Origin of the sequence: Pseudomonas sp. B21-048 (genome assembly GCF_024748615.1) — a bacterium.
Classification (GTDB): Bacteria; Pseudomonadota; Gammaproteobacteria; order Pseudomonadales; family Pseudomonadaceae; genus Aquipseudomonas.
Map to the genome: position 1 here is coordinate 1 of NZ_CP087168.1, position 20,684 is coordinate 20,684.

General features: G+C 57.0%; 16 protein-coding genes and 1 pseudogene. 9 read left to right on the top strand and 8 right to left on the bottom strand.

Annotation, left to right across the window (positions count from 1 at the left end):
- From dnaA to gyrB, 4 genes are read left to right on the top strand one after another with little or no spacing between them, the layout of a single operon-like run.
- Window positions 1-1,521, top strand: a complete 1,521-nt coding sequence (gene dnaA, locus LOY56_RS00005) for a chromosomal replication initiator protein DnaA (RefSeq protein ID WP_258618483.1) — start codon at window positions 1-3, stop codon at window positions 1,519-1,521.
- Window positions 1,522-1,560: 39 nt separating this feature from the next.
- The gene (gene dnaN, locus LOY56_RS00010) at window positions 1,561-2,664 is read left to right on the top strand and encodes a DNA polymerase III subunit beta (protein ID WP_258618485.1); all 1,104 of its coding nucleotides are present in this window, start codon (window positions 1,561-1,563) and stop codon (window positions 2,662-2,664) included.
- Between the two features lie 20 nt (window positions 2,665-2,684).
- Window positions 2,685-3,788 (top strand): DNA replication/repair protein RecF, encoded by a 1,104-nt coding sequence (recF, locus tag LOY56_RS00015; protein ID WP_258618486.1) that lies wholly within the window; start codon window positions 2,685-2,687, stop codon window positions 3,786-3,788.
- 5 nt (window positions 3,789-3,793) lie between these two features.
- Window positions 3,794-6,211 (top strand): DNA topoisomerase (ATP-hydrolyzing) subunit B, encoded by a 2,418-nt coding sequence (gene gyrB, locus LOY56_RS00020; protein WP_007902994.1) that lies wholly within the window; start codon window positions 3,794-3,796, stop codon window positions 6,209-6,211.
- 364 nt (window positions 6,212-6,575) lie between these two features.
- On the opposite strand, the gene panB is transcribed toward gyrB, so the two are convergent.
- Window positions 6,576-7,400: a 3-methyl-2-oxobutanoate hydroxymethyltransferase gene (panB, locus tag LOY56_RS00025; protein ID WP_258618489.1), complete on the bottom strand. Its 825-nt coding sequence runs from the start codon at window positions 7,398-7,400 to the stop codon at window positions 6,576-6,578.
- Between the two features lie 541 nt (window positions 7,401-7,941).
- On the opposite strand from panB, the gene LOY56_RS00030 reads away from it, so the two are divergent.
- Window positions 7,942-8,829 (top strand): LysR family transcriptional regulator, encoded by an 888-nt coding sequence (locus tag LOY56_RS00030; RefSeq protein WP_258618491.1) that lies wholly within the window; start codon window positions 7,942-7,944, stop codon window positions 8,827-8,829.
- A gap of 399 nt (window positions 8,830-9,228) precedes the next feature.
- Here LOY56_RS00030 and LOY56_RS00035 read toward each other — a convergent pair.
- Window positions 9,229-9,417, bottom strand: a pseudogene (locus tag LOY56_RS00035) (AraC family transcriptional regulator); the annotation flags it as partial.
- A 131-nt stretch (window positions 9,418-9,548) separates the two neighbouring features.
- Between LOY56_RS00035 and LOY56_RS00040 the strand changes: the two are divergent.
- Complete coding sequence (locus tag LOY56_RS00040; protein ID WP_258618492.1) at window positions 9,549-10,448, top strand: EamA family transporter; 900 nt, start codon at window positions 9,549-9,551, stop codon at window positions 10,446-10,448.
- Between the two features lie 128 nt (window positions 10,449-10,576).
- Here the strand turns inward: LOY56_RS00040 and LOY56_RS00045 are convergent, their stop codons facing one another.
- Entirely contained in the window at window positions 10,577-11,296 is a 720-nt protein-coding gene (locus LOY56_RS00045; protein WP_258618493.1) for a response regulator transcription factor, read from the bottom strand.
- 533 nt (window positions 11,297-11,829) lie between these two features.
- On the opposite strand from LOY56_RS00045, the gene LOY56_RS00050 reads away from it, so the two are divergent.
- On the top strand, window positions 11,830-14,139 hold the full coding sequence (locus LOY56_RS00050; RefSeq protein WP_258618494.1) for a CHASE2 and HATPase_c domain-containing protein: 2,310 nt from the start codon (window positions 11,830-11,832) through the stop codon (window positions 14,137-14,139).
- 181 nt (window positions 14,140-14,320) lie between these two features.
- Here the strand turns inward: LOY56_RS00050 and LOY56_RS00055 are convergent, their stop codons facing one another.
- The 4 genes from LOY56_RS00055 to glyQ all read right to left on the bottom strand — a co-directional run bounded on the left by LOY56_RS00055 (window position 14,321) and on the right by glyQ (window position 18,731).
- Window positions 14,321-15,100: a 1-acyl-sn-glycerol-3-phosphate acyltransferase gene (locus LOY56_RS00055; RefSeq protein WP_258618495.1), complete on the bottom strand. Its 780-nt coding sequence runs from the start codon at window positions 15,098-15,100 to the stop codon at window positions 14,321-14,323.
- A gap of 82 nt (window positions 15,101-15,182) precedes the next feature.
- Window positions 15,183-15,722, bottom strand: a complete 540-nt coding sequence (gmhB, locus tag LOY56_RS00060) for a D-glycero-beta-D-manno-heptose 1,7-bisphosphate 7-phosphatase (protein ID WP_258622919.1) — start codon at window positions 15,720-15,722, stop codon at window positions 15,183-15,185.
- Window positions 15,723-15,726: 4 nt separating this feature from the next.
- Entirely contained in the window at window positions 15,727-17,781 is a 2,055-nt protein-coding gene (gene glyS / locus LOY56_RS00065; protein ID WP_258618498.1) for a glycine--tRNA ligase subunit beta, read from the bottom strand.
- Window positions 17,778-18,731, bottom strand: a complete 954-nt coding sequence (gene glyQ / locus LOY56_RS00070; RefSeq protein WP_003213601.1) for a glycine--tRNA ligase subunit alpha — start codon at window positions 18,729-18,731, stop codon at window positions 17,778-17,780. Before glyQ ends, glyS begins: the two co-directional genes overlap by 4 nt.
- A gap of 81 nt (window positions 18,732-18,812) precedes the next feature.
- Here glyQ and tag point away from each other — a divergent pair, with 81 nt between their 5' ends.
- The gene (gene tag, locus LOY56_RS00075) at window positions 18,813-19,370 is read left to right on the top strand and encodes a DNA-3-methyladenine glycosylase I (RefSeq protein WP_258618499.1); all 558 of its coding nucleotides are present in this window, start codon (window positions 18,813-18,815) and stop codon (window positions 19,368-19,370) included.
- A gap of 40 nt (window positions 19,371-19,410) precedes the next feature.
- Window positions 19,411-20,298, top strand: a complete 888-nt coding sequence (locus LOY56_RS00080) for a lysophospholipid acyltransferase (RefSeq protein WP_258618500.1) — start codon at window positions 19,411-19,413, stop codon at window positions 20,296-20,298.
- 34 nt (window positions 20,299-20,332) lie between these two features.
- Here the strand turns inward: LOY56_RS00080 and LOY56_RS00085 are convergent, their stop codons facing one another.
- Window positions 20,333-20,644, bottom strand: a complete 312-nt coding sequence (locus tag LOY56_RS00085) for a tetratricopeptide repeat protein (protein ID WP_258618501.1) — start codon at window positions 20,642-20,644, stop codon at window positions 20,333-20,335.
- Window positions 20,645-20,684: the final 40 nt, after the last annotated feature.

Here is a 20,684-nt window from a genome sequence, read left to right on the forward strand (position 1 = left end):
GTGTCAGTGGAACTTTGGCAGCAGTGCGTAGAGCTTTTGCGCGATGAGCTGCCTGCCCAACAATTCAACACTTGGATCCGTCCACTACAGGTCGAAGCCGAAGGCGACGAGTTGCGTGTCTACGCGCCGAATCGTTTTGTTCTCGACTGGGTCAATGAAAAGTACCTGGGCCGCGTCCTTGAACTGCTGGATGAGCATGGCAATGGCCTGGCGCCGGCGCTTTCCTTATTAATAGGCAGCAAACGCAGTTCGGCACCGCGTGCGGCACCCAATGCCCCGTTGGCCGCTGCGGCGTCCCAGGCTCAAGCTGCTCAAGCGCCTGTCAGCGCTCCGGCGCCAGCGCCGGCAGCTGTCTTGACCAAACGTGCGACACAAAAAGTCGCCGAGGTCAGTGAAGAGCCGTCCCGCGACAGCTTCGATCCCATGGCTGGCGCCAGTTCGCAACAGGCCCCGGTTCGTTCCGAACAGCGTACGGTGCAGGTCGAAGGCGCGCTTAAGCACACCAGCTACCTGAACCGCACCTTTACCTTCGAGAACTTCGTCGAAGGCAAGTCCAACCAACTGGCCCGGGCTGCGGCCTGGCAAGTGGCGGACAACCCCAAGCACGGCTACAACCCGCTCTTCCTTTATGGCGGTGTCGGCTTGGGTAAAACCCACTTGATGCACGCTGTGGGTAACCACCTATTAAAGAAGAATCCGAATGCCAAGGTTGTGTACCTGCATTCCGAGCGTTTCGTTGCGGACATGGTCAAGGCCTTGCAGCTGAATGCGATCAACGAGTTCAAGCGCTTCTATCGCTCGGTAGATGCGTTGCTGATCGATGACATTCAGTTCTTCGCCCGTAAGGAACGCTCCCAGGAAGAGTTTTTCCACACCTTCAACGCCCTGCTTGAAGGTGGCCAGCAGGTCATTCTTACCAGTGACCGCTATCCGAAAGAAATCGAAGGCCTTGAAGAACGCCTGAAGTCACGTTTCGGCTGGGGCCTGACGGTTGCCGTCGAGCCGCCGGAGCTGGAAACCCGCGTGGCGATCCTGATGAAAAAGGCCGACCAGGCCAAAGTCGATCTGCCACATGACGCGGCGTTCTTCATTGCCCAACGAATTCGCTCCAACGTTCGTGAGCTGGAAGGCGCGCTCAAACGCGTGATCGCCCACTCGCACTTCATGGGCCGCGATATCACCATCGAGCTGATTCGCGAATCTTTGAAAGACTTGTTGGCGCTGCAAGACAAACTGGTGTCTGTGGATAACATTCAGCGCACCGTCGCCGAGTATTACAAGATCAAGATCTCTGACCTGCTGTCCAAGCGTCGTTCACGCTCGGTAGCACGTCCGCGTCAGGTCGCCATGGCGTTGTCCAAGGAACTGACCAATCACAGCCTGCCGGAAATCGGCGATGTGTTTGGTGGCCGCGACCACACGACTGTTTTGCACGCCTGCCGCAAGATCAACGAGCTTAAGGAATCCGACGCGGACATCCGCGAGGACTATAAGAACCTGCTGCGTACACTGACTACTTGATGAACACCAGCGCAGCTTATTAAGGCAAGGGACTAGACCATGCATTTCACCATTCAACGCGAAGCCCTGTTGAAACCCCTGCAACTGGTCGCAGGCGTCGTCGAGCGCCGACAGACCTTGCCGGTGCTCTCCAACGTGCTGCTGGTTGTCGAAGGCCAGCAATTGTCGCTGACCGGTACCGACCTGGAAGTCGAGCTGGTCGGTCGTGTGCAACTCGAAGAGCCTACGGACCCGGGTTCCATCACTGTGCCTGCGCGCAAGCTGATGGACATCTGCAAAAGCTTGCCGAACGATGCGCTGATCGACATCAAGGTCGACGAGCAGAAGCTTGTGGTGAAAGCCGGCCGTAGCCGCTTCACCCTGTCGACCCTGCCGGCCAATGACTTCCCGACCGTGGAAGAAGGCCCAGGCTCGCTGACCTGCAGCCTTGAGCAAAGCAAACTGCGTCGTCTGATTGAACGCACCAGCTTCGCCATGGCGCAGCAGGACGTACGTTACTACCTCAACGGCATGCTGCTGGAAGTCTCGGCCGGGATCATCCGCGCCGTGGCGACCGACGGTCACCGTCTGGCCATGTGCTCGATGCAGGCCGATATCGGTCAGCCGGATCGTCATCAGGTGATCGTGCCGCGCAAAGGTATTCTGGAACTGGCGCGTCTGCTGACCGAACCGGACGGCAACGTCAGCATCGTGCTGGGCCAGCACCACATCCGCGCCACCACTGGCGAGTTCACCTTCACCTCAAAACTGGTCGACGGTAAATTCCCTGACTACGAGCGTGTCCTGCCTAAAGGCGGTGACAAGCTGGTACTCGGCGATCGCCAGGCGTTGCGTGAAGCGTTCAGCCGTACCGCGATTCTGTCCAACGAGAAGTACCGTGGCATCCGTCTGCAACTGGCCAATGGTCAGCTGAAGATTCAGGCGAACAACCCGGAGCAGGAAGAAGCGGAAGAAGAAGTGGGCGTTGAGTACAACGGCGGCTCTCTGGAAATCGGCTTCAACGTGAGCTATCTGCTCGACGTACTGGGCGTGATGACCACCGAGCAGGTTCGCTTGATCCTGTCCGACTCCAACAGCAGTGCGCTGGTGCAAGAGTCCGACAACGACGACTCGGCCTACGTTGTCATGCCGATGCGTCTGTAATCATGTTCAGCAGAACCTAGATGTCCTTAAGTCGCGTCTCGGTCACCGCGGTGCGTAATTTGCACCCGGTGACCTTCTCTCCCTCCCCCCGAATCAACATTCTTTACGGCGCCAACGGCAGCGGCAAAACCAGTGTTCTGGAAGCCATTCATCTGCTGGGGCTTGCCCGTTCGTTTCGTAGCAGCCGTCTGTTACCCGTCATTCAATACGAGCAATTGGCGTGTACGGTGTTTGGCCAGGTCGAACTGGCCGAGGGTGGACACAGCGCTCTGGGGATATCTCGCGACCGGCAGGGTGAGTTCCAGATCCGCATCGACGGGCAGAACGCCCGAAGTGCTGCGCAACTGGCAGAGATTCTGCCGTTGCAGCTGATCAACCCGGACAGCTTTCGCCTGCTCGAAGGCGCGCCGAAGATTCGCCGACAGTTTCTGGACTGGGGTGTGTTCCACGTGGAACCGCGATTCATGTCCACATGGCAGCGCTTGCAGAAGGCCTTGCGTCAGAGAAACTCTTGGCTGCGGCATGGTACACTTGACGCCGTTTCGCAAGCGGTTTGGGACAGGGAATTGTGCCAGGCCAGCGCTGAAATAGATGAATACCGCCGCGTTTATATCAAAGCCTTGAAACCAGTCTTTGAACAGACCTTGAGCGAACTGGTTGAGCTTGAGGGCTTAACGCTCAGTTATTACCGAGGTTGGGACAAAGACCGTGAGTTGAGTGCAGTGCTCGCCGGGTCCCTTCAGCGGGATCAGCAAATGGGTCATACCCAGGCCGGACCACAACGCGCTGATTTGCGTCTTAGATTGGGCGCACATAACGCCGCGGACATCTTGTCTCGTGGCCAGCAGAAGTTGGTGGTCTGTGCATTGCGGATCGCCCAAGGGCACCTGGTTAGCCAGGCCCGACGCGGGCAGTGTATTTATCTGGTGGATGACCTGCCGTCCGAACTGGACGAGCACCACCGTCGTGCGCTTTGCCGCTTGCTGGAAGACTTACGCTGCCAGGTTTTTATCACCTGTGTAGATCACGAATTATTGAGGGAAGGCTGGCAGACGGAAACGCCAGTCGCTCTGTTCCACGTGGAACAGGGCCGTATCACCCAGACCCACGACCATCGGGAGTGAAGGCATTGAGCGAAGAAAATACGTACGACTCAACGAGCATTAAAGTGCTGAAAGGCCTGGATGCCGTACGCAAACGTCCCGGTATGTACATTGGTGACACCGACGATGGCAGTGGTCTGCACCACATGGTGTTCGAGGTGGTTGATAACTCGATTGACGAAGCTTTGGCCGGCCACTGCGACGACATCAGCATCATCATCCACCCGGACGAGTCCATCACCGTTCGCGACAACGGTCGTGGCATCCCGGTAGACGTGCACAAAGAAGAAGGCGTCTCGGCGGCAGAGGTCATCATGACCGTGCTGCACGCCGGCGGTAAGTTCGACGACAACTCCTACAAAGTATCCGGCGGTCTGCACGGTGTAGGCGTTTCGGTTGTGAATGCGCTGTCCAAAGAACTGATCCTGACCGTTCGCCGTAGCGGCAAGATCTGGGAACAGACTTACGTCCACGGTGTTCCGCAAGAGCCGATGAAAATCGTTGGCGAGAGCGAAACCACTGGCACGCAGATTCATTTCAAGCCATCGGCTGAGACCTTCAAGAACATCCACTTCAGCTGGGACATCCTGGCCAAGCGGATTCGTGAACTGTCCTTCCTCAACTCCGGTGTCGGTATCGTCCTCAAGGACGAGCGCAGCGGCAAGGAAGAGTTGTTCAAGTACGAAGGCGGTCTGCGTGCGTTCGTTGAATACCTGAACACCAACAAGACTGCGGTCAACCAGGTGTTCCACTTCAACATCCAGCGCGAAGACGGCATCGGCGTGGAAATCGCCCTGCAGTGGAACGACAGCTTCAACGAGAACCTGTTGTGCTTCACTAACAACATTCCTCAGCGCGATGGCGGTACTCACCTGGTGGGTTTCCGTTCCGCATTGACGCGTAACCTGAACACCTACATCGAAGCTGAAGGTCTGGCGAAGAAGCACAAAGTTGCCACCACCGGTGACGATGCCCGCGAAGGCCTGACCGCGATTATTTCGGTCAAGGTGCCAGATCCGAAGTTCAGCTCCCAGACCAAAGACAAGCTGGTGTCTTCCGAAGTGAAGACCGCGGTCGAACAGGAAATGGGCAAGTACTTCTCCGACTTCCTGCTGGAGAACCCGAACGAAGCCAAGTTGGTCGTCGGCAAGATGATCGACGCGGCGCGTGCTCGTGAAGCCGCGCGTAAAGCCCGTGAGATGACCCGCCGTAAAGGCGCGCTGGACATCGCCGGCCTGCCGGGCAAACTGGCTGACTGCCAGGAAAAAGACCCTGCCCTCTCCGAACTGTACCTTGTGGAAGGTGACTCTGCTGGCGGCTCCGCCAAGCAGGGACGCAACCGTCGCACCCAGGCCATCTTGCCGCTCAAGGGCAAGATCCTGAACGTCGAGAAGGCACGCTTCGACAAGATGATCTCTTCGCAAGAAGTGGGCACCTTGATCACCGCGCTGGGCTGCGGCATTGGCCGCGATGAGTACAACATCGACAAGCTGCGTTATCACAACATCATCATCATGACCGATGCTGACGTCGACGGTTCGCACATCCGTACCCTGTTGCTGACCTTCTTCTTCCGTCAGTTGCCGGAGTTGATTGAGCGCGGTTACATCTACATCGCTCAGCCGCCGCTGTACAAGGTCAAGAAAGGCAAGCAAGAGCAATACATCAAAGACGACGACGCCATGGAAGAGTACATGACGCAGTCGGCCCTGGAAGATGCGAGCCTGCACCTGAACGAAGAAGCCCCGGGTATCTCCGGCGAAGCGCTTGAGCGTCTGGTGAATGACTTCCGCCTGGTGATGAAGACCCTCAAGCGTCTGTCGCGCCTGTACCCGCAGGAACTGACCGAGCACTTCATCTACCTGCCAGCGGTGAGCATGGAGCAACTGTCGGATCACGCAGCGATGCAGGATTGGATGGCTCAGTTCGAAGTTCGCCTGCGCACCGTCGAAAAATCCGGCCTGGTTTACAAAGCCAGCCTGCGTGAAGACCGTGAACGTAACGTCTGGCTGCCAGAGGTCGAGCTGATCTCCCACGGCCTGTCGAACTACATCACCTTCAACCGCGATTTCTTCGGCAGTAATGATTACAAGACTGTCGTGTCGTTGGGCGCTCAATTGAGCACCTTGCTGGACGACGGCGCGTACATCCAGCGCGGCGAGCGCAAGAAGCCGGTCACCGAATTCAAGGAAGCACTTGAATGGCTGATGGCTGAAAGCACCAAGCGTCACACTATCCAGCGATACAAGGGGCTGGGTGAAATGAACCCGGATCAGCTGTGGGAAACCACCATGGACCCAAGCCAGCGCCGGATGCTCAAAGTGACCATCGAAGACGCCATTGGCGCGGACCAGATCTTCAACACCCTGATGGGTGATGCGGTCGAACCTCGTCGTGACTTCATCGAAAGCAACGCCTTGGCGGTGTCCAACCTGGACTTCTGATCCAGTGTAGGTTTACAAAATAGTTGATCATTTTCACAAATAGATGATCGACGGACTCAACACAAAAAAGGCCAATTCTTTGAATTGGCCTTTTTTGTGCGCTCGAAAATTCGGTATCTGCCCTTCTGCCAGGCAAGGTGCTGGGGGCCGCCCGAGGAAGGCGCCTACATCAGGGGCGTTACATGGAGTAATTGTGCAATCGGGCTTACCCAGAACGCTCAAGAATGACGGATAAGGATCTTAAACTTCAAATAGCCGACGCAGTCGGTGGCCGGAAGAACCAGCGCGAACTCCTCACCGCACACACGTTTGCCCAGTCATTGAAGGCATCGAGCCAGTCAACCTGAGTTAAGCAGTATTAATGTCAGCGTTTCACTCCAAAGCAGTGCGAGAGTTCAGGAAAGCAGCCATTGCGGACATCAGATGCGTACAGGCCCACTGCATCGCGGATTACAGCATGGGCATCGACATAACGTTTAGCGAAACGCGGTACGAACTCACCGCCAAGACCCAGGATATCTTCGATCACCAGCACTTGGCCATCGCAAGCGGGCGAGGCCCCGATTCCGATCGTTGGCACGTGCAGTACCTCGGTTAACTCTCGGGCTAGCGGCTCTGCTACCCCCTCCAGCACGATGCAAAAAGCACCTGCTGATTCCATCGCCGTGGCTGCATCACGGATAGAGTTCGCCGATTGATCGTCCATACCTTGGGCTCGGAACCCACCCATGGTGTTGACAAACTGAGGCATCAACCCGATATGCGCCATCACTGGAATGCCTCGTTCCACCAGAAACTGCACGGTGGGCGCCATGACCGCACTACCTTCCACCTTTACCGCTGCGATATTCGCCTCCATCATCAACCGCGCTGCACTGCGGAAAGCCTGAGCCGGTGATTCTTGGTAGGAGGCGAACGGCAGATCAGCCACCACACACGCGCGGCGTGTAGCACGCACTACCGCGCGACTATGTTGTATCGTCTGATCCAATGTGAAATCCAGCGTGTTGGGCTGCCCGTAGGCAACCATCGCGGTCGAATCACCCATCAGGATAACGTCAACAAATTCGTCAACAATCTCAGCGATCGATCGATTGTGTGCGGTCAACGACACGATCTTACGTTTGCCCTTGTAAGCCCTGATATCTGGTACGGTTAGACGGCGGGTTTCACTGACTGCGGTACTCATGAAGTTAGCTCCTCGCGAAAAATAGCGTTGAAGGAAGGACCTCTTAAAACGACGCTGACGCCAAGTTGGCTTTGGGTAACGCGCCCATCATCTGGTCAAAGAATTCGACTATCAGATCAAGTGTGTGGTCCGTCTGATCAAGATGCGGCGAGTGTCCGCAATCGATCAGGCAATGCTGGGTGACAACTCCGGGTATCTTTCCGTTGAATCGCGCTCAGCTGCGCCAGCGTTCCGTACTCGTCCCGATCTCCCTGCAGCAACAAGACCGGGCAACTAATATCGGCCAAGTATTGCTCAATATTCCAGTCACGAAAATGATCGGCTAACAACGTCACCGAAGGCCTCTGTGGATAGCGCTGTGCAGCTTCCACCAGCGTCTGATCAAGCCGAATACAATCATTGAACAAGGTTGGCCTCTACTTCTAATTTGACGTTCCCCGTCTTGGCATTCGGACGTTTTTGGGGGGGCGATAGTAGAAGCATTTCTCCAACCAGAGTGAGTGAACAATTTTTATAAACTCTATGCGGAAATGGAATACAGATGGATCTGAAGAACTTGCGCTATTTCGTGGAGGTGACAGAGCATGGCAGCTTCTCGAAGGCATCCCACAATATTCACGTCACCCAGTCGGCGCTTAGCAAAGCCGTTCAATTGCTCGAAGAAGAACTGGGTACGACGCTATTGGTTCGCAGCCGTCCAGGCGTGCCATCAAGCTTGACCCCGTCGGGCGAAGTGGTATTCCACCACGCCAAAGGGTTACTGAGCCGCAGCAAGCAAATGCTGACCGACGTAAGCTTGCTTAATAGCCTCGTCACCGGCGCCCTTCGGCTGGGGCTACCTCCTTTAGGTAGTACCGATCAAGTAGCGGTCGTGTTGACCGAGTTTCGGCGACGCTTTCCCCAAGTGGAACTCCAATTGCGCGAACAAGGAGGACAAGCCCTGGAAGAGGCCGTTCGCAAGGGCGAGATAGAACTGGCGATCAGTCTGCGACCAGAGGGCGATGACCTGGCCTGGCTTCCAATTTGTGAGGAACCACTCGTTGTCGTCCTGCCGCCTCGCCACCCACTCGCCAACCGCCATCGACTGACGCTGCCGGATTTAGCGCATCACCCATGGGTGCAGCTACAGGGTGCCTCTATCCTCAATCACCGCATCAAGCTCTGCTGCCCTGCTCTGGACGTCAGTCGCCTACAGACGGCCAAAAGCGACAGCCTGGCCTTTTGTTTGTCATTGGTGGCTGCGAACGCAGGCCTGCTGGTATTGCCCAGGTTATTGGCTCAACACCATATCCCACCCGGTGTGGAGATCGTCCCGCTCGAATGCGCCGAACTACAGTGGCAACTCGTCGTCATCTGGCGCAAGAGCTCACAGCTGTCGGTTGCGGCACAGCAATGGCTTGAACTCTTGGCAACCGACGCTGGCCAATAACCCGGCATATCTTCGACGTCGTTCCCTGCGCCAAAAACAAAGGTCTATACAAATACGGCCCAGCGCTTTTGCTGAACATGTGTTGGCCGATCCACAGCGGGGTGTATATAGTCGCCCCCACTGCAACCCGCCGGCCCATTCCAAGGAAGAGAATGATGAGTGACCTGCACACCCTTACGGCCGCCGAACTCCGGGCCCGATTCGCCAGCCGGCAACTCGCCCCCATCGACTATTAGGGCCAGGGTTCGCAGATTGGTGACTCTCACTCCGTTGAAACGGCGTATCGACGTGCCAAGGGGTCGATTGTTTCCCCTTCTCGATCAATCGCTCAGAACACCGATGCTCCTTTGGACTTGGCCAGATAACGCCCCGGTGAATCCCTCAGGTTGCGCCGAAACACCGAGGTAGCGGGACTACCCAATTCCCCTGATCGGTGAACATCTTTAACGCGCCCGTTGAGGCGTACGCAAACTGACCACGACTGTGCGTGTGCCGCGCAAAAACAGTACCCGAAGAATACTTGCGCAGACTCACCACAGCATCGGGGCTTCCAGGCTCGTAAGGATCCAGAGTTTGATTGATCGACATGGCCCGATTTTGACAAAAATAGACCTGCTATAACAAGCAGGCCAAAATTTTTGACCATAGAATCGCATCTCCAAAACTACCTGATGCAGAAACGGTTCGCATTGAACTGACTGGAATGTGAGGCTAGGGACATGCAGAAAAAACATTTGGTTCTGGCGATACTCGTCACCTTAGTGTGGGGAGTGAACTTCCCAATCACCAAACTGGGTTTGCGCTCGATCGATCCCTTTGTGTTAACCGGGATACGCTTTGCACTCGCCGCCATACCGTTGGTGTTCTTCATCAAGCGCCCCGCCATCAAGTTCAGCTATGTCGCCGCTTACGGCTTCATTTTCGGGTTAGGGATGTGGGGTGTGATCAACTATGGCATTCAGATCGGTGTCAGCCCTGGTATTGCTTCGCTGATCATTCAGCTCAGCGTGTTCTTCACCATGGGTTGGGGGGCGTTACTGTTTAAAGAAAAGCTACGCAGTGCTCAGCTTATCGGGGCACTGCTGGCATTGGTCGGGCTAGGGGGCATCATTTCCACCCAACAAGGGGAGCACGCAATACTTGGAGTATTGCTGATTGTGCTGAGTGCGGTCGCTTGGAGCGTCGGCAACGTGATTATCAAGAAATCCGGTGTCAAAGAGATCTTTTCATTCATGGTCTGGGCCAGTCTGTTTCCACCTATCCCACTCTTCTTCATCGCTTGGCTCATGCAGGGCGCCGCGCCCTTTGAGAACCTGCAAAGTAGTCTCGACTTCACGGCTGTGCTATCGATCGTTTTCCAGGTTTACCTGGCCACCCACTTTGCCTATTGGGGATGGAATTCGCTGTTGAAGCTTTATCCCGTATCCACAGTGGCACCGCTGTCGTTGTTGATTCCGGTATTTGGCATCGGCAGTTCGATGCTGATTATCGGCGAACACATCTCGATACCGAACTTGATTTCAATTGCGATCATCATTATGGGATTGACAGTCGGCCTCTATCGTAAGTCCTCCAGCACAATCAATGCAGCCCCCAAAGCCGCGTTCCGCCCTGACTGAACCGGTCGTGCCAGAACTATTCATCTTTGCCAGCATTTGCCAGGGCTGCCGAATCATCCGACAGAACCGCTAAAACGAAAAAGGCCAACGCTAAGTGTTGGCCTTTTTTACTGATCGGCGAAACGTCGTCATGCGCTAGTGTTAGTCACACTCTCAAGCCGATACCCATACCCGTAAATCGTCAGTAATCGCCAACCACGATCAGCTGTCAGGCCCAACTTGTTGCGCAAACGATAAATATGAGTATCCAACGGGCGAGAAGAGACTATTTCCTCATGAGTCCAAAAGCGCTCATATAAGTAGTCACGGGATAAAGGTCGGCCCAGATTGGCAAACAGGCAACGAGCGAGACGGTATTCCCGTTCGGTCAGGCTGATGGGGGTGGACGCGCGGGTGACAGTGAGTTCGGCGTCGTCGAACTCAAGGTCATTGAAAGTCAGTATTTCTGGGGTTGCCGCACGTTGCAGTCCATGCCGCCGAAGCACCGCGCTGACTCGAGCCATCAGCTCATTGGGCCGAAACGGTTTGCTCACGTAATCATCGGCCCCGGCGTTCAGTGCCTGGACGATATCGCTTTCAGTATCACGACTGGTAAGCATGATCGCGGCGGGGGGGGCGTCCATATGTTCGCGAGTCCAGCGCAACAATGACAGGCCGCTGATATCGGGCAATTGCCAATCGAGGATTAGCAGATCGAAAGTCTCCCTTCGAAGTTGCCGTAGCAAGTCCTCTCCCCGCTCGAAACTGTGCAACGTCCAAGCCTGCTCTCCCGTGGCAGGGATTTGTCGCAGTGTCTGTTCCACCCGGCGGAGTTCGGCGGGTTCGTCATCCAGTATTGCGACACGCATGCCGAGTGTTTCCTTCATCTCGTAAGTGCTAAGTGAAAATGGCGGGAGGTTAGGCTGATTGATTGAATCGAAGTTCCCAAGCAGGGTGATATTGATAATGTTTTAGCCTTCGACCAATTCTGAACAAATATTGTGAATCGGCTAGCAGGTTACTTATGCCGGTAAATTCGTCGTCGCTGAGCGGCACAAAGGGCATTGGGATTTGCCCGACGCAGGGAGCGTCAACCTGGCAGGACCATCGATCGCCGGTTTTCGACGGTTTGCAGTTCAGGGGGAAATACACGGAGTGCCTGCTCGGTTCTAACACAAGGATGTGTCATCTTTTATGTCCTTTGCTCCCATGGCTATCTGCCAGAGCGGCCAGTCAGGTATCGTGCGTTAAATACTTGTGTGCGTTACTGGCGTGATTTTCATAAGAGCATAAAAGCCAATCCATGAACCCCATGACCTTATTGTTTCCACGCGGTGTTTGTCTCTTTGATGGGTTAGAGGGCAAGACAACGCATGTCCGATAGCATCCTGGTCGACGACCGATGAAGAGCCGACCAAGGAAGGACGAGCGTGAACCAACCCAGGCTCAGCGACTTTTTCGGCGAATGGTCCGCGAATGGTTGTGGGTCAGTCTGATCCTGTTGCCGCTGACGGCGCTGTTGTCCATGAGCCAGGGCTTGTCCTTGAGCTATCTGCTGTACGACAAGCTGCGCCGGTTGAACCCGCTGCCAGTTGACCCGCGAATACTCATTGTCACGATCGACGACTACAGCGTGCAGCAGCTCGGTCCATGGCCGTGGCCGCGGGCCATGCACGCGCAGTTGCTTGATCGGCTCAGCGCCGCGAACGCCAAAGGCGTTCTGTTCGACGTGATCTTCAGCGAGTCCGATAGCCATCCCGGTAACGATCAGCTTTTGACCCAGGCGGCCTGTCGGGCCGGGAATGTTTTCGTGCCGCTGCTGCGCGAAGGCGTCGAGCGTTATGGAGAGCCCTTGGGGGAAATTGAACCGGTGACTCCGCTGAGCCATTGCGCCAAAGGCGTCGGACACATCGATGCCGAAGCGGATGCCGACGGAATTGTGCGCAGAGTGTATTTAAGTGAAGGACCAGCGCAAAACCCCCGCCCGCAACTGGCCTGGCTGCTGTACGAAGAAACCCTTGCTGACAAGGGAAATGCACGGATGCCTGGTACCCCGGCCCTGCCATCGGCGCAAGGCTGGCAGCGAACGCATGAAATACGGATTCCTTTCATCCGTTCCGATGCGGGCTTTCCCACTGTGCCCTACGTCAGGGTATTGCGCGGCGAAGTCCCGCCCGAGTTGTTGCGCGATCGTTTGATCCTGATCGGCTCAACCGCTCCAGGCCTGGGGGACCGTTATGTGACGCAATCGGCGAGCATCGGCACCACACCGGGCATCGAGATTCAGGCGAATATCCTCAACGGGCTGGTGCAACAGCGCAATATCGTGGCTGTTGATCAGCGCCTGGGGGCGTTTCTATCGGTGGTAATAGTTGGTGAGTTACTGGGCCTGCTGTTGGTGCGTCCACGTCGTGCCCTATGGCTGACACTGGGAGCAATGACGGCCGTTCTGTTGGGTTCGGGCTTACTGTTGCGGCTTGGCTGGTGGTGGTCACCGGCCGCGAGTCTGCTGGGTATGATGCTGGGCTACCTGATCTGGAATTGGCGAAGGCTGAACGCGGTGCTCGCCTATTTCGGCTGGGAACTGGCGCGTCTGGATAGCGAGCCAAAAGTCTTTCCCGAACGTCGTCGTACCCAAGCGCCAGCCGGTGATGTGCTGCAAGGGCAAATCGTCGCGCTGGAGCAGGCCATGAGCCGGACCCGCGATACCCGGCGTTTCATTGCCGATGGACTGGAATACCTGCCGGTGGCGACGCTGATCAGCGATCCGGGCGGGCGTATTCTGCTGGCCAACCGCAAAGCCCGAGAGGTATTTTCCTGTGATCTGGTGGGCGAGGACGTGCTCGAGCAGCTGAGCGACCTGGGTTATCCGGCGTTGTCCGGCGGAATTCAGTCTGCATTGTCGACCCTGGAGCCGCTGGAGTTTCGTGATAGCCAGGCACGCAGCCTGCGTCTGGATCGGGCACCGCTGTTGCCGGCCGAGGGTGACTCCGTGATTGGTTGGCTGCTGAGCCTCACTGACTTGAGCGTCGAGCGGGACGCCGAAGAACAGCGAGCCGTATTGTTGCGCTTTTTGTCCCATGACCTCAGAGCTCCTCACTCGGCGATTCTGGCCTTGCTCGACGTTCAGCGTCATCAGGTGGCCGGCGACACACAAGTGTTCAGCCAGATTGAGTTACAAGTGCGCAAGGCGCTGAACCTGACTGAGGCTTTTGTGCAGTTGGCAAAAGCCGAATCCGAGGTCTATCAGTTTCAGCCGAGCATGTTCGCAATGTTGTTGCTCGATACCTTCGACCAGGCATCGAGCATCGCTCATCTGAAGAACATTCAACTGCAGCATGACCTCGACGAAGACGCTGAAGCGCTGGTCCTGGCCGATCAATCGCTACTGACACGGGCACTGTTCAACCTGCTGGAAAACGCCATCAAGTACAGTCCGGCGGGCTCGCGGATCTCGGTGCGGGTGAGTTATGCCGAGGGCTGGCTGCTGTGCGAAATCGCCGATCAGGGCCGAGGGATTGCTGTCGATGAACTTCCCGAGTTGTTCAGTCAGTATCGGCGTTTTACCTCGGCTCACGGCAGCGATGGCCTGGGGCTGGGTTTGTCTATGGTCAAGGCCGTGATGGATCGCCATGGCGGGAGGATTTCCTGTCATAGCGTGGTGGGCCAAGGCACGACGTTCAGTATCCGGTTGCCGCTATTGAGCGAGTGAGCCTGACGCTTCAACGGGCATAAAAAAACCGGCTATATCAGCCGGTTTTTTTACGTCCGAAATAAACTTATGCACCTTTTTCGACGTTTTATTTGCTTAAGAAATATGTATGTAAATCATAAGCTTAAAAACTAAAAACGACGTTTTTCAATAAAACGGTACACAGGTTATCCACAGAAACTCAGACAGTCACTTGATCAGTAGCGCTGGGTGCCGCAGGGGCTGCTGGCAGTGAGCCCATCTCTCGCTGCATCTGTTCGTTCCAGGCTTGCACCCGGTCATTCAGGTCGGCGATGGCTCGTGGCCCGCTACCCTCGGCGTACATCGGTGCGCCGATGATCACCGTGATCACCCCCTGCTTCTTTGCCCAACCGGTTTTTGGCCAGAATTTGCCGGCATTGTGCGCAATCGGCAGTACCGGTAATGACGCATTGACGGCCAACGCGGTGCCACCGCGGGAGAACTTGCCGATGGTGCCGTAAGGAACGCGAGTTCCTTCCGGGAAGATCAGTACCCAGACATTGTCCTTGAGCAGTTCATCGCCCTTCTTCGCTACGTGCTTGAGCGCAGCTTTTGGATTGCCACGGTCGATGGCGATCGGTCGCAGCATGGCCATGGCCCAGCCAAAGAATGGAACGTAGAGCAGTTCGCGCTTGAGCACCTGGCTCAGAGGCGAGAAATAGGCCGAGAGAAAGAATGTTTCCCAGGTGCTCTGGTGGTTCGACTGAATCACGCAGGGCTGCTCAGGCACATTCTGGGCACCCTTCACTTCGTAACGGATGCCCAGAAAGACGTTGCTCAGCCACAAGGCGCAGCGGCACCAATACACATTGATAAAACGATAACGCGCCTTGAACGGCAGAAACGGCGCGATAAAAAAGCTCAGGGTGCACCAGAGCAAAGAGCTGGTGCCCAGCAGCAGGTAAAAGAGGAAGGTTCTGATGGCCTGCAGTATCGACATGGCGACATTTACCGTTGCGGGCATTGCCCGCCTATTCAAACGCACTCCCGATCAGTCCTTGGCCAGGATTGTCAGAAGAGCCTTAGTGATGGATAAGTTCCGCGGCAATCGCCGCCAGATCGTCAAAAATCAAGGTGCCCGCCGGCAGGGTTTTGCTATGAGTCTTTTCGCCTTTCCCTGTCTTTACCAAAACTGGCTGACAGTCGACGGCTCTGGCGGCTTCCAGGTCACCGAGAGTATCGCCGACGAACCATAGATTCGTCAGCGAAACGTTGTAATGCGCGGCGATGGTTTTCAACATCCCGGGTTTGGGCTTGCGGCAATCGCAGCCATCATCTGGCCCGTGCGGGCAATAGACGATCAGCCCGACTTCGCCGCCCTGCTCCGCCACCAGCTCGCGCAAGCGAGCGTGCATGGCGTCCAAGGTGGCGATGTCGTAATAGCCGCGAGCGATGCCTGACTGGTTGGTAGCGACCGCCACCGTCCAGCCGGCCTTGCTCAACTGCGCGATCGCTTCGATCGAACCGGGGAGCGGAATCCACTCCTCCACCGACTTGATGTACGCGTCGGAGTCGTAATTGATCACTCCGTCCCGATCGAGAATCAGCAGTTTCAACAGCAGCCCCTTAGCCCAGCAGCGAAATGTCGGCGACGCCGAGGAACAAACCACGCAGACGCGCCAGCAGCGCATAGCGGTTGGCTCGCACCTTGGCATCTTCAGCGTTGACCATCACCGCTTCGAAGAACGCATCCACCGGCTCGCGCAAGGCGGCCAGACGCGCCAGCGATTCGCTGTACTGGCGGGCCGCCGCCATTGGCTGAACAGCCTGGTCTGCCTGCTGGATCGCCGAATACAGCGAGAACTCGTTGGCATTGTCGAAGTACTTGGCTTCAACGACCGAAGGAACAGAGCCTTCGACCTTGCTCAGCAAGTTCGAAACACGCTTGTTCACGGCGGCCAGGGCAGCGGCTTCCGGCAATTTGCGGAACGCTTCTACCGCTTGTACACGCTGATCGAAGTCCAGCGCCGAACCCGGCTTCAGGGCACGTACCGACAGGTAAGTCCCGACATCAACGCCTTCGTCTTCATAACGGGCGCGCAGACGGTCGAAGATGAATTCCAGCACCGAGTCATTCAGGCCGGCAGCCTTGACCTTGGTACCGAACGCATTCACGGCAAACGCCACGGCGTCGTTCAGGTCGAGGTCGAGCTTCTTGTCGATCAGGATGCGCAATACACCCAGCGCTGCACGGCGCAGGGCATACGGGTCTTTGCTCCCGGTAGGCAGCATGCCGATACCGAAAATACCCACCAGCGTGTCGAGCTTGTCGGCGATGGCCACGGCCGCACCAGTCAGGGTGGTCGGCAGTTCAGCGCCGGCACCGCGCGGCATGTACTGCTCGTTCAGCGCCAGTGCGACTTCTTCCGGCTCGCTATCATTGAGGGCGTAGTAGTAACCGGCGACACCTTGCATCTCCGGGAACTCACCGACCATCTCGGTCGCCAGGTCGCATTTGGACAGCAGGCCGGCACGGGAAGCCCAGGCAGCGTTGCCGCCAATGCGTTGAGCGATGAATGCGGCGAGTTTGGAAACGCGCTCGGCCTTGTCGTAAACGCTGCCGAGTTTTTCCTGGAACACCACGTTCTGCAGACGCAAATTGAAGTCTTCGAGTTTTTGCTTCTTGTCTTGCTTGAAGAAGAACTCGGCGTCGGTCAGGCGTGGGCGAACCACTTTCTCGTTACCGGCGATGATCTGCTGCGGGTCTTTGCTCTCGATGTTGGCCACGGTAATGAAACGTGGCAGCAACTTGCCGTCGGCATCCAGCAGGCAGAAATATTTCTGGTTGTCCTGCATGGTGGTGATCAGCGCTTCTTGCGGCACGTCGAGGAACCGTTCTTCGAACGAGCACACCAGCGGCACCGGCCATTCAACCAGCGCGGTCACTTCGTCGAGCAGGCTCGGCGGCACAATGGCCGTCCCTTCCTGCAGCGTCGCCAGTTCTTCGGTACGTTTGCTGATCAGCTCGCGACGCTCGTTGGCGTCGGCCAACACGTAAGCCGCACGCAGATCGCTCAGGTAGTTGGCTGGCGAGGTGATGCGCACGCTTTCAGGATGATGGAAGCGGTGACCACGGGAATCGCGACCCGCCTTCTGGGCGAGGATGGTGCAGTCGATGACGTGGTCACCGAGCAGCATCACCAGCCACTGGGTAGGGCGAACGAATTCTTCCTTGCGAGCACCCCAGCGCATGCGCTTGGGGATCGGCAGGTCGTTCAGGGAATCTTCGACGATGGTAGGCATCAGGCTCGCGGTCGGCTTGCCAGCGATGCTTTGGCTGTAGCGCAGTTTCGGACCGCTCTGATCGATTTCGCTCAGGTCGACGCCGCACTTCTTGGCGAAGCCCAGGGCTGCTTGAGTCGGGTTGCCTTCGGCATCGAACGCGGCCTGACGCGGCGGGCCGTCGAGGTTGATGCTGCGATCTGGCTGCTGGGTCGCCAGCGCGGTAATCAGTACGGCCAGACGACGTGGCGCGGCGTAGACGGTTTTGGTTTCGTAGTTCAGGCCGGCAGCTTGCAGGCCTTTGTCGATACCGGCCATAAACGCTTCGGCCAGGGTATTCAGGGCTTTGGGTGGCAGTTCTTCGGTGCCCAATTCAACCAGAAAATCTTGAGCACTCATTGTGCAGCCTCCAGCTTGGCCAGTACTTCATCACGCAGGTCCGGAGTCGCCATCGGGAAGCCCAGCTTGGCGCGAGCCAGCAGGTAGGCTTGCGCAACGGAACGCGCCAGGGTGCGTACACGCAGAATGTATTGCTGACGCGCGGTCACCGAGATCGCCCGGCGCGCATCCAGCAGGTTGAAGGTGTGGGAAGCCTTCAACACCATTTCGTAGCTCGGCAACGGCAATGGCTGATCGAGTTCGATCAGGCGCTTGGCTTCGCTTTCATAGAAGTCGAACAACTCGAACAGCTTCTCGACGTTGGCGTGTTCGAAGTTGTAGGTCGACTGCTCCACTTCGTTCTGGTGGAACACGTCGCCGTAGGTCACCTTGCCGAACGGACCGTCAGCCCAGACCAGGTCGTAGACTGAGTCCACGCCTTGCAGGTACATGGCCAGACGCTCCAGACCGTAAGTGATCTCGCCGGTCACCGGGTAGCATTCGATGCCGCCCGCTTGCTGGAAGTAAGTGAACTGCGTCACTTCCATACCGTTGAGCCAGACTTCCCAGCCCAGACCCCAGGCGCCCAGCGTTGGCGACTCCCAGTTGTCTTCGACGAAGCGGATGTCGTGCACCAGCGGGTCGAGGCCCACGTGCTTGAGGGAACCCAGGTACAGTTCCTGGAAGTTGTCCGGGTTCGGCTTCAGGACTACCTGGAACTGGTAGTAGTGCTGCAGACGGTTCGGGTTTTCGCCGTAGCGGCCGTCAGTCGGGCGACGACTGGGCTGCACATAAGCGGCGTTCCAGGTTTCCGGGCCAATGGCGCGCAGGAACGTGGCAGTGTGGAAAGTGCCGGCGCCTACTTCCATATCGTAGGGCTGAAGTACCACACAACCTTGCTCGGCCCAGTATTGCTGGAGGGCGAGGATCAAGTCTTGGAAGGTACGCACGGCTGGCGTAGGCTGGCTCACGAAATTCACCTGTTTCTTGGGCTGCGATTTAAAGAGCGGGAGTATACCCGATTCGGTCCTGCGCACGCCCCCTGGAGCCTTATGCCACGCTGCTTTTGGTGTACCGAAGATCCGCTGTACATGGCTTATCACGATCAGGAGTGGGGCACGCCGCTACGCGATGCGCAGGGTTTGTTCGAGTTGCTTTTGCTCGAAGGGTTCCAGGCCGGGCTTTCCTGGATCACCGTATTGCGCAAACGAGAGCGTTATCGCGAGGTGCTGTTTGGCTTCGACGTACAGCGCGTGGCACAGATGAGCGATGCGGAAATCGATGAATTGATGCTCGATCCGGGGATCATCCGCAATCGCCTCAAACTCAATGCGGCCCGGCGCAATGCCCAAGCCTGGCTGGCGCTGGAAGATCCGGTGACGTTTCTCTGGTCGTTTGTCGGCGGAGCGCCTGTGATCAATCATTTCAAGGATCGCAGTGAAGTGCCGGCCGTGACACCGGTCGCCGTCGAGATGAGCAAAGGCCTGAAAAAAGCCGGCTTCACGTTCGTCGGCCCGACCATTTGTTACGCGTTGATGCAGGCTTCGGGCATGGTCATGGACCACACTCGGGATTGTGATCGCTACGCCACCTTGGCGAACGGCGGTTAGAATAGCCGCCTCGCGCACAGCACAAGATCAGGAGTGACCTGTGGATAAGTTGAAAGGCGCCTTGCTGGTAGGCGCTCTGCGTCTGTTTGCCCTGCTTCCTTGGTGTGCAGTGCAGGCGGTGGGTTCGGCGATTGGCTGGATCATGTGGAAAACCCCCAACCGTTCCCGCGACGTGGTACGGATTAACCTCGCCAAGTGCTTCCCGCAGATGGACCCGGCCGAACGCGAACGTCTGGTGGGCCAGAGCCTGAAAGACATTGGCAAGTCCCTGACCGAGAGCGCTTGCGCGTGGATCTGGCCGGCTCAGCGTTCCCTTGATCTGGTGCGTGAAGTCGAAGGTCTCGACGTTTTGAAAGAGGCTTTGGCGTCCGGCAAAGGCGTGGTCGGCATCACCAGCCACCTGGGCAACTGGGAAGTGTTGAACCACTTCTATTGCAACCAGTGCAAACCGATCATTTTCTACCGTCCACCCAAGCTCAAGGCGGTGGATGAGTTGCTGCGCAAGCAGCGGGTGCAATTGGGTAACCGGGTGGCTGCTTCCACCAAGGAAGGCATCCTCAGCGTGATCAAGGAAGTGCGCAAAGGTGGTGCAGTGGGCATTCCGGCTGACCCGGAACCAGCCGAATCCGCCGGGATCTTCGTGCCGTTCTTCGCCACTCAGGCCCTGACCAGCAAATTTGTCCCGAACATGCTGGCCGGCGGCAAAGCGGTCGGCGTGTTCCTGCATGCCCTGCGGCTTCCGGACGGTTCAGGTTACAAAGTGATCCTCGAAGCAGCGCCAGAGGCCATGTACAGCACCGATACCGAAACCTCCTGCGCGGCGATGAGTCAGGTAGTCGAACGCTACGTGCGGGCTTATCCGAGCCAGTACATGTGGAGCATGAAGCGCTTCAAGAAGCGTCCGCCGGGCGAAGAACGCTGGTATTGAGACACTGGATGATCTAACGCTGTGGTCCCTTGTGTCAGATCTGACGCTCAAGCTTTTTCAGAAACACCGTCATCTCCTTCTCGGCCTGCTTGTCGCCATGGTTGCGGGCGGCTTCCAGGCCCTGTTCCCAGGCCTGACGCGCCGCCGCGTAATCCGCCAGCGCCAGATGGGCCTTGCCCAATAGCTTCCAGGCCGCCGAATACTTTGGATCGAACTCGACGCAGCGCTGGAAATGCGCTGCGGCTTTGGCATTTTCACCCAGATCCAGATAACCCTTGCCCAAGCCGAAGCGCAGCAGCGAGTTATCCACACCCTTGGCGAGCATTTTTTCCAGGGATTCGATCATCGGTGCTTCCTCAGTCAGTGATCGTTCCCACGCTCCGCGT